This is a genomic window from Jatrophihabitans fulvus (genome assembly GCF_054781375.1).
Genome location: NZ_BAAGUN010000008.1, coordinates 155,984 through 169,418, shown reverse-complemented (window position 1 = coordinate 169,418; position 13,435 = coordinate 155,984). Strand labels below are relative to the sequence as shown.

16 protein-coding genes are annotated in these 13,435 nt (G+C 74.5%); 12 read left to right on the top strand and 4 right to left on the bottom strand.

The genetic code is table 11. The features are described from left to right. Positions 1 to 4 precede the first annotated feature (4 nt). Positions 5 to 664 (bottom strand): CGNR zinc finger domain-containing protein, encoded by a 660-nt coding sequence (locus ACYVP9_RS22040; protein WP_460607123.1) that lies wholly within the window; start codon positions 662 to 664, stop codon positions 5 to 7. 103 nt (positions 665 to 767) lie between these two features. Between ACYVP9_RS22040 and ACYVP9_RS22035 the strand changes: the two genes are divergently transcribed. Further along, positions 768 to 1,388 (top strand): hypothetical protein, encoded by a 621-nt coding sequence (locus tag ACYVP9_RS22035; RefSeq protein ID WP_460607122.1) that lies wholly within the window; start codon positions 768 to 770, stop codon positions 1,386 to 1,388. Continuing rightward, on the top strand, positions 1,385 to 2,059 hold the full coding sequence (locus ACYVP9_RS22030) for a hemerythrin domain-containing protein (protein ID WP_460607121.1): 675 nt from the start codon (positions 1,385 to 1,387) through the stop codon (positions 2,057 to 2,059). Before ACYVP9_RS22035 ends, ACYVP9_RS22030 begins: the two co-directional genes overlap by 4 nt. Here ACYVP9_RS22030 and ACYVP9_RS22025 read toward each other — a convergent pair. Both ACYVP9_RS22025 and ACYVP9_RS22020 read right to left on the bottom strand, forming a co-directional pair. Further along, positions 2,042 to 2,662, bottom strand: a complete 621-nt coding sequence (locus ACYVP9_RS22025) for a nucleoside/nucleotide kinase family protein (RefSeq protein WP_460607252.1) — start codon at positions 2,660 to 2,662, stop codon at positions 2,042 to 2,044. The genes ACYVP9_RS22030 and ACYVP9_RS22025 overlap by 18 nt on opposite strands. Further along, positions 2,655 to 2,927 (bottom strand): thioredoxin domain-containing protein, encoded by a 273-nt coding sequence (locus ACYVP9_RS22020; protein WP_460607120.1) that lies wholly within the window; start codon positions 2,925 to 2,927, stop codon positions 2,655 to 2,657. The genes ACYVP9_RS22025 and ACYVP9_RS22020 overlap by 8 nt, the downstream gene beginning before the upstream one ends. A 130-nt stretch (positions 2,928 to 3,057) precedes the next feature. Between ACYVP9_RS22020 and ACYVP9_RS22015 the strand changes: the two genes are divergently transcribed. From ACYVP9_RS22015 to ACYVP9_RS21995, 5 genes are read left to right on the top strand one after another with little or no spacing between them, the layout of a single operon-like run. Continuing rightward, complete coding sequence (locus tag ACYVP9_RS22015; RefSeq protein WP_460607119.1) at positions 3,058 to 5,046, top strand: ATP-dependent helicase; 1,989 nt, start codon at positions 3,058 to 3,060, stop codon at positions 5,044 to 5,046. Between the two features lie 39 nt (positions 5,047 to 5,085). Then, entirely contained in the window at positions 5,086 to 5,718 is a 633-nt protein-coding gene (locus ACYVP9_RS22010) for a hypothetical protein (RefSeq protein WP_460607118.1), read from the top strand. A 2-nt stretch (positions 5,719 to 5,720) separates the two neighbouring features. Continuing rightward, positions 5,721 to 6,368 carry a hypothetical protein gene (locus tag ACYVP9_RS22005; protein ID WP_460607117.1) on the top strand — a complete coding sequence of 216 codons (648 nt, stop codon included), beginning with the start codon at positions 5,721 to 5,723 and terminating at the stop codon, positions 6,366 to 6,368. Between the two features lie 32 nt (positions 6,369 to 6,400). Then, the gene (locus tag ACYVP9_RS22000) at positions 6,401 to 7,060 is read left to right on the top strand and encodes a hypothetical protein (protein ID WP_460607116.1); all 660 of its coding nucleotides are present in this window, start codon (positions 6,401 to 6,403) and stop codon (positions 7,058 to 7,060) included. 36 nt (positions 7,061 to 7,096) lie between these two features. After that, the gene (locus tag ACYVP9_RS21995; protein WP_460607115.1) at positions 7,097 to 7,528 is read left to right on the top strand and encodes a hypothetical protein; all 432 of its coding nucleotides are present in this window, start codon (positions 7,097 to 7,099) and stop codon (positions 7,526 to 7,528) included. Here the strand turns inward: ACYVP9_RS21995 and ACYVP9_RS21990 are convergent. After that, positions 7,493 to 9,037: an MFS transporter gene (locus ACYVP9_RS21990; RefSeq protein ID WP_460607114.1), complete on the bottom strand. Its 1,545-nt coding sequence runs from the start codon at positions 9,035 to 9,037 to the stop codon at positions 7,493 to 7,495. The two genes, ACYVP9_RS21995 and ACYVP9_RS21990, sit on opposite strands and share 36 nt — an antisense overlap. Before the next feature lie 86 nt (positions 9,038 to 9,123). Between ACYVP9_RS21990 and asnB the strand changes: the two genes are divergently transcribed. From asnB to ACYVP9_RS21965, 5 genes are all read left to right on the top strand, one after another. After that, the gene (gene asnB, locus ACYVP9_RS21985) at positions 9,124 to 10,665 is read left to right on the top strand and encodes an asparagine synthase (glutamine-hydrolyzing) (protein ID WP_460607113.1); all 1,542 of its coding nucleotides are present in this window, start codon (positions 9,124 to 9,126) and stop codon (positions 10,663 to 10,665) included. A gap of 79 nt (positions 10,666 to 10,744) precedes the next feature. Further along, positions 10,745 to 12,172 carry an amidase gene (locus tag ACYVP9_RS21980; protein WP_460607112.1) on the top strand — a complete coding sequence of 476 codons (1,428 nt, stop codon included), beginning with the start codon at positions 10,745 to 10,747 and terminating at the stop codon, positions 12,170 to 12,172. A gap of 148 nt (positions 12,173 to 12,320) precedes the next feature. After that, positions 12,321 to 12,575, top strand: a complete 255-nt coding sequence (locus ACYVP9_RS21975; RefSeq protein WP_460607111.1) for a hypothetical protein — start codon at positions 12,321 to 12,323, stop codon at positions 12,573 to 12,575. 201 nt (positions 12,576 to 12,776) lie between these two features. Next, positions 12,777 to 13,136 (top strand): WhiB family transcriptional regulator, encoded by a 360-nt coding sequence (locus tag ACYVP9_RS21970; RefSeq protein ID WP_460607110.1) that lies wholly within the window; start codon positions 12,777 to 12,779, stop codon positions 13,134 to 13,136. Then, positions 13,133 to 13,354 (top strand): hypothetical protein, encoded by a 222-nt coding sequence (locus ACYVP9_RS21965; RefSeq protein ID WP_460607109.1) that lies wholly within the window; start codon positions 13,133 to 13,135, stop codon positions 13,352 to 13,354. Before ACYVP9_RS21970 ends, ACYVP9_RS21965 begins: the two co-directional genes overlap by 4 nt. Positions 13,355 to 13,435 lie beyond the last annotated feature (81 nt).

Genomic DNA, 13,435 nt, shown 5'->3' with positions numbered 1-13,435 from the left:
GCCGTCACGCGCTGCTGCGCGCGGTCTGGCGGGTGGCCTGTCGGGTGCGGTGGTAGTGCGCGCGGACGCGCTCGCGATTGCCGCACTCGCCGGGTTCGCACCAGCGGCGCGAGTTGTTGCGCGTTGAGTCGACGAACAACCATCCACAGGTCGGACCCTCGCACGCACGGACCCGGTCGAGCCGGTCGGACGACAGCAGGGCCGCCGCCGAGAGCGCGACGGTGTGCATCGGCAGGTCGAGCGGGTTCGGCTCGGTGTCGAGGCGCAGCAGCCAGCCGCCGTCGCCGTCCGGCCTCAGCCGCAACCGGGCCGACGCACGGGCGACCCATTCGTCCAGGGCAGCCAGCTCGTCGGCCGGGGGCGTGCCGCCGGCGGCGGTCGCGGCGAAGACGGCGTGCACGGTCTCGCGCAGCGCGACGGCGCGGGCGAGGGCGCGAGCGGCCGCGCGTGGCGAGGCGTCGGCGGCGGCACGCAGCGTGGCGAGGTCGCCCGGCTCGCCGAGGTACGTCGCGTGCAGGCGCAGCAGGAAGTCGACGTCGGTCATGCGGTCGACCGGTTCGTCGCTGCGGCGCCACTCGACCGTGTTCACGAACAGCAGGCATTTCGCGCCGCCGTAGCGGGGATCGGTGGTGTCCGCGGCGAGTCGCAGCGCCGGTGAAGTCACCTAACGACCATACCGCCGTTTGCTCAGACTAACTATCTAACTCCGTTTGACACATTAGGCTCGGCACATCTAGCGTCTGCCGCACCCGACCAGGAGGACCACCGTGACCAGCACGATCCCGGCGCTCGCCGAGGCGCCGACCGGCGTCCCCGCCGCGTATCCCGCTCCGGCCGAGGCCGTCGCCCACCACCGGCTGCACCGCGTGCTGCCGCGCGAGTTGCGCCGGCTGCCGGGGCTGTTCGCCGCGCTGCCCGCGACCGATCTCACCGTCCGCGTGCGCGTCGCCACTCATGCGCGCGAACTGCTCACGGTGACGCGCGCGCATCTGCGCCCGGGCGAGGGCCCGTCGCGGGAGATCGCCGAACTCGCCTCGCGGGCCGAGACGCTGCTCGCGCGCTTTCCGGTGTTCGACACCTCGGCCCTCGGCCGGTGCTTCGGGCAGCTGGCCGACGTCGCGGGCCGGTCCGGATGGTGTGCGGGGCCGCGCAGCGATCTCGGCCTCGGTCTCGTGCCGCGACCCCGGCGGCTCGCCCTCGTGGGTCGCCTGCTCGACGGTGCGCACCCGGAGGAGAAGGCCGCAGTGGTCGCCGCGCTGCCCGGCCCGCTGCGCTCCGCCTGGACGGTCGCCGGCGAGCGCCGGCACCGTGCCGAACTCGCCGTCCTCGACGCCATCGCCGCCGGCACCCGCCGCCACGGCCCCACCGGAATCAGGAGAACCCCGTGACCAGCACCGCTTCGCCGTCGGCCGACGTGCCCGACACCACCGACATGATCGTCGTCCATCGGTTGTTCCGGCGGGAGTTCCGCCGCCTGCCCGAGGTCGTGGCCGCCGCGCCGCGGGTGGCCGCGGCGGGCGATGCGGCGGGCCTCGCCCGCATCGTCGACCACACCCGCGAGGTCGTCAGCGGGTTGCACCACCACCACCTCACCGAGGACAAGTTCCTGTGGCCGCTGCTCGCCGAACGTGCCTCGTTCGACGCCGGGGTGCTCGCCCGCATGGAGGGCCAGCATGCGCAGCTCGGAGCCGCGCTCGACCGGGCGGCCGTCCTGCTCGAGGGACTGCCCGCCACCGCCGCCGACCTCGTCGAGGTGCTGCGTCCGGTGCCGGACCTGCTCGAGGCGCACCTCGACGAGGAGGAGCGGGTCGTGCTGCCCGAGGTGCGGCGCGTGGTCAGCACGGACGAGTGGTCGCAGCTGGGCGACCGCGGTCTCGAGGCGATCCCCGCGAAACGGCGGCTCGTCGCGCTCGGTCACATCCTCGACGGTGCGAGCACCGCCGAACGCCAGGTGTTCCTGATGAAGGCGCCGTTGCCGGCGCGCCTGTTGTTCCCGCTGCTCGGAGAGCGGCGCGCACGGCGGGAGCGGGCGGCGCTCGACTCAGTGCTGCAGGCCTGACACCGCCGGCCGTCGCGGGTCGTCGAGCTTCACGACGACGTCCGCGAGCTGCGCCGGCCGCACCTGCTCGTCGTACTCGTCGTAGGCGGGCAGGGTCCACGCCTCGTCCGCGGGGGTGCGGCGGGTGCGTGCGGCGGGGGACAGCGCGAGGTGCACGACGAGGTCGAAGGTGAGGCCCAGGCCGAGCAGGAGCGGGCCGCTGACGGCGAGGACGGTGCCCGGTTGCACCGCGACCGGTGCCGCCCGTGTCGAGCGGTCCGTCACCGGGTCGCGCAGCGTCGGCAGGTACTCGCCGCGCTCGACGGCCGCAACGAGCACCTCGCGCTGCACCGCGCCGTGGTCGAGCCAGTTCGCGTACGACTCGACGTCCTCGTGACCGTGTTCGAACCGCACGGACGCGTCGCGCAGGAAATCTTTCGCGCGGACGTGCGCAAAAGGACGTCCAAGGACGCGCAACGGCTCGCGCAACGCGTCCGCGAACGCGCCCGGGTCGGCGCACGGCGGGCCGTCGACGGCCACGCGCACGAGACCGCCGCGGCCGGCGAGCAGATCGGCCAGCCGTCCGGTGACGACGTCGGGGGAGAGCGGGACCCAGTCAGGCAGCGAGCTTGGCCTTGACCTGCGCGACGGACGGGTTGGTCATCGCGGTGCCGTCGGCGAACACGACGGTGGGGACGGTGCGGTTGCCGTCGTTGGCGCTCATGACGATGTCGGCCGCACCCTCGACGCGCTCGATGTCGATCTCGTGCCACTCGATGCCCTCACGGGCCAGACCGGCCTTGAGGCGGGCGCAGTAGCCACACCAGCTGGTCGTGTACATCGTCATGCGGGAGTCGGTGGGGACCGAGCCCTCGGTGGTGTCGCTCATGGTGGGGCGCCTTTCGTCGGGACCTCATCCTAGGAACCCGGTCACCCACCCCCGGATTCCCGGTCGGACGGAGCGGCCGGGTGGAGCGGCCGGACGGAACCGTCGGACCCGGCTGGCAGGATCGGGAACCGTGCAGGAGGCGGAGCAGGTTCTGGCGGGTCTCGACCCCGAGCAACGCGAGGCGGCGCAGGCCGTCCGCGGGCCGGTGTGCATCCTCGCCGGTGCCGGCACGGGCAAGACCCGGGCCATCACGCACCGCATCGCCTACGCGGTGCGCAGCGGCGCGGTGCCGCCCGGCCAGCTGCTCGCGGTCACGTTCACCGCCCGCGCGGCGGGCGAGCTGCGCACCCGGCTGCGGGCGCTCGGTGCGCAGGGGGTGCAGGCGCGCACCTTCCACGCCGCGGCGCTGCGCCAGCTGCAGTACTTCGCGCCCAGCATCCTGGGCGGCGAGATGCCCGAGATGCTCGACAACCAGCTGCGCCTGGTGGGCAATGCCGCCGCCCGGCTGCGACTCAAGGTCGACCGCACCGAGCTGCGCGACCTCACCTCCGAGATCGACTGGGCCAAGTCCGTCGTCGCCACCCCCGAGAGCTACCCGAGGGTGGCGCGGGAGGCCGGCCGCGAGACCCCGATGACGCTCGACACCATCGCCAAGCTCTACGCCGAGTACGAGGCCACCAAGCGGCGCATGGGCGTCATCGACTTCGCCGACCTGCTGCTGATCATGGCCGCGGGCATGGAGGAGAACGCCCGCGTCGCCGAGGAGGTCCGCAGCCGGTACCGCCACTTCGTGGTCGACGAATACCAGGACGTCTCGCCCCTGCAGCAGCGGCTGCTCGACGCCTGGCTGGGCGACCGCGACGACCTCTGCGTCGTGGGCGATCCCAACCAGACCATCTACTCCTTCGCCGGCGCCACGCCCCAGCACCTCCTCGGTTTCCCGCGCCGCTTCCCGGGCGCTGTCGTCGTCAAGCTGCACCGCGACTACCGCTCCACCCCGCAGGTGGTCGAGCTCGCGAACTCGCTGGTGCTGGGCGAGCAGGGGGTGAGACTGACCGGTCAGCGTCCCGACGGGCCGGCCCCCACGTTCGCCGAGTTCGACGACGAACCCGCCGAGGCCGCCGACGTCGCGGCCCGCTGCGTCCGGCTGATCGAGGCGGGGACGCCCGCGAGCGAGATCGCGATCCTGTTCCGCATCAACGCGCAGAGCGAGGTCTACGAGGCCGAGCTCACCCGCGCGGGCGTCCCGTACGTGCTGCGCGGCGGCGAGCGGTTCTTCGACCGCACCGAGATCCGGGAGGCGCGGCTGCTGCTGCGCGGCGCCGCGCGCAGCGGCGAGGTCGCCGACGAGGCCCTGCCCGACGCCGTCCGCGCCGTGCTCGGCAACCTCGGCTGGTACCCCGACAACGCTCCGCCCGGCGGTGCCGCGCGCGAGCGGTGGGAGTCGCTGGCCGCGCTCGTCACCCTCGCCGACGACGTGCTGGCCGTCGACCCGCAGGCGCACCTCGACGAGTTCACCGCCGAGCTCGACGCCCGCGCCGGCGCACAGCACGCCCCCACGGTGCAGGGGGTCACGCTGGCGTCGCTGCACTCGGCCAAGGGACTCGAGTGGGACGCCGTGTTCCTGGTCGGGCTCACCGACACCACGCTGCCCATCCAGCACGCCACCACGCCCGAACAGCTCCAGGAGGAGCGGCGGCTGCTGTACGTCGGCATCACCCGCGCCCGGGAGCACCTTGCGCTGTCGTGGGCGCTGGCGCGCAGCCCCGGTCAGCGCAAGGGCCGCCGGCCCAGCCGGTTCCTCGACGGGCTGCGCCCGGCGGGCGAGCGGGTCGCCCCGCGCAAGAAGGCCAAGCGTCCCGAAGCCGGCGACGCCGAGCTGTTCGGCCGGTTGCGGGCCTGGCGCAAGGCCCAGGCCGAGGCGCAGAGCGTGCCGCCCTACGTCGTGTTCAGCGACGCCACCCTCGTCGCCATCGCCGACGCCCAGCCGTCGTCCCGGGCCGCGCTCGCGCAGATCTCGGGTGTCGGTCCCACCAAGCTCACGAGGTACGCCGACCCGGTGCTCGCGGTGCTCCAGGGCGCCGACCCGTCCGACGTCGCCCCCGTCGAGGTGAGCTGACGGCCCACGCCGTTCACCTGGCGGCCCTAGCCTGACGCTGTGACCCACGGCACCGACGAGGAGCTGCTGGCGGCCGGCCGCGAGCCCGACCCGCGCCGGCGCCGTCTCGTCCTGCTGCTCGTCGCCGTGCTCGCGGGGCTCGGCGCGATCGTGGCCGTCGTCGTCGCGGTGTCGTCCGGGGGAGACGAGCCCTTCGCGCGGCCCGCCCCGTCGAGCGCGCCCGCACCGTCGGACGGGCTCGAGGTGCGGCGCGCACCGCAGGTGGTGGTGTCGGCGCCGCACATCCCCGGACGCTGCCCGCAGACCGTCAACTGCCGCGGCGCCACCACCCCCGCCCGGGTCGTCGCCGCCTACCGGGCGGCGATCGCGCAGGCGTTCGGGCGCCCGAGCCAGCTGCGCACGTTCACCCGCGAGCGGGCCGACGGACGGGTGTACAGCCGCACCGTCCTGGCCACCGTCGACTACGGCACGGTGCAGGTCCTGGTGACCGCCGACCCGCGCGACGACCAGAACTTCCCGATCCGGGGCTGGCCGCTGTCCAACGCGCGCGCGACGGCGCGGGGGTACCACCTGACCGGTCAGCTGAACGGCACCGAGGAGGACCCGGCGGTCGTGCCGTCGCCGCGGTTGGCGCGGCTGCTCGCCGACCCGCGCCTGCTGGCCGGGCTGTGACCGTGTCGCGCCCCGATCCCGACGCCGTCGAGTTCCTCGACGACGCCGGCGCCCCCGCGGACGACGAACTCGACACCGGGCGGCAGCCGACGCGGCCGCGCCGGCCGTGGGTGCTGCCGCTGGCGCTCGTCCTGCTCGCCGGGCTCGTCGCGGCCGTCGTCCTCGTGCGGCGGACGGACGACGGCAACGGCACGGACGACCGGCGCGCCCGTCCCACCGTGTCCGCGTCACCGACGGCCATCCGGGCGTCGACCCCGCCCGCCGACGCGGGTGGCGAATGCGTCGAGCAGGCGGCATGTCGTCTCGTGCCCACGCCCGCGGCCGTCGTCGCGGGCATCCGCGCGGCGGTCGTCGACCAGTTCCGCGGCGCGCGCGACCTCAGCGTCGCGACGCGGGTGCGCATCGGCGGCGAGCTCTACAGCCGGTCGATCTTCGTGCGCGTACCGGCCGGCTACGTGTCGCTCGAGGTGTCGGCCCTCGGCGACCGCTCGCTGCCGGTGCCGCGCGGGGCCGGACGCTTGTCGGTCTCCGGCGCGACGGTGGGCGACTTCGCCGTCCGGGGGTTGCTCGTCGTCCCGGGGGCGGAGCACACCGTCACCTCGTCGAGCGGGCTCGACCGGCTCGTGGCCGACCGCCGCCTCGTCGCCTGACCCGGTCCGGGCGGCCCGCCTACCCTGGACCGGTGCCCGACGTCGAGTTCGTCGATCCCGACGCGGGTACGTCCGGTGCGGACGAGGAGCTGGCGGCGGGTGCGCGCGAGCGCCCGCGACGCCGCTGGCCGGTCCCGGTCGGCATCGCCGCCGTCGTGATCGCCGCGGCCGGAGCCGTGCTGCTGTCCGACACCACCGGCGGCGAGACCACCCCCACGCCGTCGGCCTCCGTGATCCTGGGCGCTCCGCTGCCGATCCCGCGCCCGTTCCCGTCCCGCAGCGTGGCGCCCGTCGTCGTCGCGCCGCTCGCTCCCCGGTGCCCCGGGACGACGGCGTGCCGCGTCACCGCGCCGCTGCCGGACGGCGCCGACCGGGTGCGGGCGATCGTGCGGCCGGTGGTGGCCGCGCCACGGGTGGTGGGCATCCGCGACGCGCGCCGCGACGACGGCCGTCTGGTGCAACGCGTGATCACCGCGATCGGTGACACCCGCACGCTCGTGATCTCGGTGTGCCGCGTCGACGACGTGGTCGTGCCGCGCACGCTGGAGACGAGGGAGCAGTCGTACCAGTCGTCGCTGACGCGGCGTGGTTATCTCGTCACCGTGCAGATCGGCGACCCCGCGGGCCTCGAAGGCGGCGGCATCCCCGAGGCCGCGCAGCGCATCGCGACCGACCCGAGGTTGGTGCAGTGAGCGGCATCGACTCCGGCGGTCGGGGTGTCCGGGCCGGTGATCCCCGACTACGGCGCGCTGCCCGGCGGGTCGGAGTCGATCTCGCAGCCACCGGCGGATCCCGACTGCCCTGCGCCCACGTCCTGCGTGCAGCGGCCCGCCCCACCGGCCGTGCTCGCGGTGGCGGCGCGGGCCCTCCGGCCGCTGATCGCGGACCCCAGCAGGCTGTCGGTGGTCGACACCGTGACACGCGGGGGAGTGTTCTCCGAGCGCAGCATCACCGCCGCCGGCGGCGGACGCGGGCTGGCGGTCGTCGTGTCGCGCCGGGGACGCGAACCCGACATCGACGGCCCGGGGTCACGCGCGTACGGACACGGCCTCGTCGGCGACTACGTCGTCAGCGGCACCCTGGTGAGCCGGCACGGTGTGGTCGAGCGCGACGCGACGGCGCTGTCACGGCTCTGCCGCAACCCGCTCCTCGCCCCCTGAGTCCGGTTCGCGCGCCGCGGCCACCGCGATACCGGCCACCACGACCAGTACGGCGGCGACGAGCAGCGACCAGCGCAGCCCGTCGAGGAAGCCGTCGACGAACGGCTGCAACTGCGGCGTCGTCCGCAGCGCCTCGGTGATGTCGACCCCGCCGATGTCGCCGCCGGTCTGCAGCAACCGCACGGCCGCCTCCCGTCCGCCCACCAGTTTCACCAGCAGCGGGTCGACCCGGTCGACCGCGGACGTCAGGTAGTGGTTGACGACCGCGCCGAGGGCGGCCACGCCGACGACGGCTCCGAGCTGCCGTGCCGTGTTCGTCGCCGAGGCGGCCATCCCCGAGTCGCGGGCGGGCACGTGGGTGAGCACCGCCGACGTCAGCGGCACCACCGTGATGCCGAACCCCAGCCCGGCGACGGCCAGCGCCGTCGCCAGCACGGCCGAGGACGGGTCGCCGGCCACCACCGACCGGGCGAGCAGCATGCCCGCCGCCGCGAGCGCGCACCCCACGGCGGTGGGCCGTCGCGACCCCGCCCGGGCGACCCACCGTCCGGACAGCAGGCCGCCGGCGACGATCGCGACCGCCATGGGCGCGAAGGTCAGCGCGAGGCGTCCGCCGGAGTAGCCCAGACCGATGTCGAGGTACAGCGCGGTGAAGAAGAAGATCGCGAACACGCCGAAGTAGACGGCGAACGCCGCGAACAGCGCCGTGCTCACCACCCTTTCGCGCAGATACGCGATATTCAGCATCGGGTTGCGCGCCCGCCGTTCCACCGGGACGAAGAGCACCAGCAGCACCGCGCCGCCGACCAGGCACGCGAGCACCCACCAGGTGGTCCAGCCGCGGTACTCGCCGCTGATCACACCGAAGATCAGCAGCCCCAGCCCGCCGGCGGCCAGCACGGAACCGGGCGCGTCGACCGGGCCCGGGCGCGGGTCGCGGGACTCGGGGACGCACCGCAGCACGGCCGGCAGCAGCACCGCCGCGGCCGCGAGGTTGGCCCAGAACACCCAGCGCCAACCGCCGGCCGCGACCAGCACGCCGCCGACCACGGGCCCGAGGGCCAGGGCGAGCCCCGACACCGCCGACCAGGCGCCGAGGGCACGGGAGCGCTCGCGCCGGTCGGGGTAGAGCTGCCGGATCACCGACAGCGTCCCGGGTTCGGCCGCCGCCGCTCCGACGCCCATGACGGCGCGGCCGGCGATGATCCATCCGACCGAGGGCGCCAGCGCGCACACCAGTGACCCGGCCGCGAAGGCGACGACGCCCGCGACCATGACCCGACGGCGTCCCACCCGGTCCGAGATCGCGCCGCCGAGCAGCATCAGCGCGGCGAAGACGAGGGCGTAGGCGTTCACGACCCACTGCAGCGGGATGACACCCGCGCCGACGTCGGCCACGATGTCGCCCAGCGTGACGCTGACGATCGTCGTGTCGAGGAAGGTCAGGAACAGCACGCCGAGGACCGCCCCCGTCGCCGCCCGGCGACCCGATGGCGCGGCGACCGTCACGGCGGCGAGTCTGTCAGGTCGGCACGCGCACCGGCCCGGCGCGCCGTAGGGTCGGGATCCCGACCGGAAGTCCGGAGCTGAGACACATGTGCGGCATCGCCGTGGTGCACGACCTGCGTCCGACCCCCGAACGGCTGCGCGCCGCCGTCGCCGTCGGCGAGGCGATGCTGCCGGCCATCGCCCACCGCGGCCCGGACGGTCAGGGCTCCCGCCTGGTCGGCCCCACGTGGCTCGGCCACACCCGCCTGGCCATCGTCGACCTCGACGGCGGACACCAGCCGCTGTCGAGCGGCGGGTCCGGGCTCTGGGTCGCGGCCAACGGCGAGATCTACAACCACGACGTGCTGCGCGAGCGGCTCGGCGGGCCGTTCACGACCTCCAGCGACAGCGAGGTGATCCTGCACGTCGTCGACCGCGGTGACGGCACGGTGACCACCGACGGCATCCACGACATGCGCGGCATGTACGCGTTCGCGGTCGCCGGCCCGGACGGGTCCCTCGTGCTCGCCCGCGACCCGCTGGGCGTCAAGCCCCTCTACTGGGCGCGGCACGACGACCGCGTGCTGGCGGCGTCCGAACTCGGCGCGTTCCCCGACGAGGTGCGTCCGCTCGTCGAGGAGTTCCCGCCCGGCCACCACTGGACGCCCGCGCAGGGCCTCGTGTCGTTCGTCGACCTGCGCAGCGAACCGCTCGGCGAGGACGAGCCGGTCGGGCCGGCGTTCACGTCGCGCACGCAGGCGCACGAGGCGATCCGCACGACGCTGTCGACGGCCGTGTCCGAGCGGATGATGGCCGACGTCCCCGTGGGGGTGTTCCTGTCCGGCGGCCTCGACTCGTCGCTGGTCGCCGCCATCATGGCCCGCTCGACGAGCGAGCCGGTGCACTCGTTCAGCGCGGGCACCGCCGACAGCTCCGACCTCGTGGCCGCCCGCCGGGTCGCCGACGAGTTGGGCCTGGTGCACCACGAGCGCGTCTACACCGACGACGAGGTGATGGCCGTGCTGCCCGCCGTCGTCCGCTCGATCGAGAGCTACGAGCCGTCGCTGGTGCGCAGCGCGGTGCCCAACTACCTGCTGGCCGAGCTCGCCGCGCAGCACGTCAAGGTCGTGCTCACCGGCGAGGGCGCCGACGAGCTGTTCGCCGGTTACCACCACCTGCGCGAGCTCGACCCCGACCAGCTGCGTGACGCGCTCGCGGACGGCATCGACACGCTGCACCACCTGAACCTGCAGCGCTGCGACCGGGTGACGATGGCGCACGGTCTCGAGGCCCGCGTGCCGTTCCTGTCGCGCGACCTGCTGGCCGTGGCCCAGCGGGTGCCGCTGGAGTGGAAGCTGCTCGGCGACGACGGTCAGGAGAAGGCGCTGCTGCGCGAGGCGTTCGACGGCTGGTTGCCCCACGACATCCTCTGGCGGCGCAAGGAGCAGTTCGGCGACGGCTCCGGCACCGCCGACGTCATGACCCGGCAGGCCGAGGCGTTCGTCCCCGACGCCGAGTGGCGGTCGGTGCGCATCCCGGGCCTGCCGCCGGCCCGCAGTCGTGAGGAACTCGGCTACCAGCGCATCTTCGCCGACCACCTCGGCGGCATCCGCGCCGAGCAGGTGCTGGGACGGTTCGCCACCGCCTGACGCGCGCTGGCACAACCCCCTCGCCCGGACGCGGGCAGCCCGTCACGCCCCGGCAACACGGCCGTGTCACGCTGGCGCAATGCACCCGGTGAGCGAGCTGCTGCAGCGTGAGGCCACCGGCCCCACCACGCTGTCGGCCACCCGCCTCGCGCACCTCGTCGGCGCCGGCGAGCTGAGCGCCGAGGAGGTCGTCGCCGCCCACCTGCAGCGCATCGCCGACCTCGACCCCGGGCCGGGTGGCCTGCACTCGCTGGTGCACGTCGACGGCGAGGGCGCCCTCACCCGCGCTGCCGCGATCGACCACGACCGGCGCACCGGGCGACCGCTCGGACCGCTCGTCGGCGTCCCGTTCGTGGTCAAGGACAACATCGACGTACGGCGGCAGACGACGTCGTCGGGATCGCGTGCGCACACCGACGTCGTCGCGCTGCGCGACGCCCCGGTCGTCGGACGGCTGCTCGACGCCGGCGCCGTGCTGATCGGCCGCGCCAACATGGACGAGCTCGCGATGGGTGCGTCCACGCACACGTCCGCCTTCGGCCCGACCCGCAATCCCTGGGACCGTCGCCGCAGCCCCGGCGGCAGCAGCGGCGGCAGCGCGGCCGCGCTCGCCGCGGGGTTCGCCGCCCTCTCCCTGGGCACCGACACCGGCGGCTCCATCCGCGAGCCGGCGAGCCAGTGCGGTGTCGTCGGCATGGCGCCGTCACCCGGGCTGGTCCCGGTCGAGGGCACCGTGCCGTTCGCTCCCGACTTCGACCGGGTCGGTCCGCTCGGACGCACGGTGGCCGACACCGCCCGGCTGCTGGCCGTGCTCAGCGACGACCCGCAGCTGGCCTCGCTCGCGCTGCACCCGAGCGGTCCCCGCACGTTGCGGGTCGGTGTGGTCGAGGAGCTGTGCGGGCCGCGCAACCATGACGGTGTGCTGGCGCGGCTCGCCGCCGCGGAGCTGCTGCTCGCCGAGCTGGGGATCGAGGTCGTCCGGGTCTCGGTGCCGGACGGCCTGCGCGCCCTCGCCACGTACATGACGATCACGTCCGCGGCGTGCGTGGTGTCGCTGGAGCCCTACGTCCGCACCGGACACGCCGGCGACGAGGTCGTGCGCCGCTGGGAGCTCGGCGTCTCCCTGCTGCGCGACGGTCGCGACGAGCTGTCGGCCGCCGAACGGGTGCGAGCCGACCTCGTCGCCCAGACGCACGCCGCGCTCACGCGCTGTGACGTGCTGCTGTCGCCGACGATGCCCACCACGGCGCCTCTGCTGTGGGACGAGACCGCCGACCGGCACGACATCCACGCCGAGGTCCTCGCCGACCCGATGACCGCCCCGTACACCGACTGCTGGACGGTCGTCGCCAACCTGACCGGGTTGCCGTCGCTCTCGCTGCCCGCGGGCCGGTCGTCCGAGGACGGCATGCCGGTGGGTGTGATGCTGACCGGACGCGCCGGGTCGGACGGGGACCTGCTCGCTCTCGCGGCCCGGCTCGAGGCCCACCAGCTGGCGTCCCGCTGAGGTCCGGACGGACCTGAGCAGCAGTACTCTTTCCCGGCACGAATAAATCGGTTGCGGCCCGGTTCCGGGCCTCGATAGCCTGCCTGCACACACGTCGGAGCACGCGCGCCCGCGCCTGCCCGTCCGCGACGAGAGGAGGTCGATTCCCGTGGAGAACGCCATCGCCACCACGACGTTCGGCCCCCGCACCGCCGCGCTGCGCCTCGAGCGCGAATGGCACGCCACGCCCCTGAAGACCGTCGCCGGCCTGCCCGGAGTGCGTGGCCTCGTCTCGCAGGACGAGTCCGTCTTCATGTCGAGCGTCCAGCCCACCGTCAACTACATCGACCCGAGCGCCGTGGCAGCGGCAGGCGTCAGCGACGCCGGCCGCACGGGCCGCCCACCTCGAGGAGAACCACGCTGACCCTGCGTCAGCGCACCGGCTCCTCGAGGCCGCGGCTCCCCACACGGGAACCGCGGCCTCTTTCTTTTGTCCGATCCGGCACCACCGGCGCCACAGCACGCGAGCAGAGATGACCGACACACGACCCGACACCGCACCCGCCACCGATCCGACACCCGCACACGACCGAACACGCACGACGACCCAGGGAGGTGACCCGACATGTTGACCAGCTGCACCGGCACCATCGATCGAGGCATCGAGCACGGCACCGACACCGATCTCGAGTCCTTCAGCGGGATCGAGCCGTTGGACCCGCTCGCCAAGGACTGCCCCGACGACCTGCCCTGCCGGGTGGAGAACGGCGAGCTCTGGTTCGCCGACACCCCGGCCGAGCTCGAGCAGGCGAAGGCGTTCTGCGCCGGATGCCCGGCCCGGCTCGCGTGCCTCGCCGGCGCCGTCGATCGTCGGGAGCCCTGGGGAGTCTGGGGCGGCGAGATCTTCGAACGCGGCGTGATCATCGCGCGCAAGCGGCCCCGCGGCCGCCCGCGCAAGTCCGAGCGGACCGAGGTGGCGGCGTGATCCCTGCGACCGCGCCGCACCTCGACCGCCACACCATCGTCAGGAGCACCGAGATGACAACCATGCACGAAGCCCTCGCGCGCGAACGAATGCGCGAGCACCTGCGGCGCTCGGCCGCCCACGCGCAGGCCCGCGAGCTCGCGGCCCAGCGGCGGTGGCACCGGGTGTCGGCGTACGCGCGGCGCGTCGAGCGCCGGCACGCGTCGCGCCTGAGCTGAGCCGGTCGCACGACCGGACAGGCTCGCGAGGAAGAGACGACGGCCGCCGGACCCCGTCGGGTCCGGCGGCCGTCACGTGTC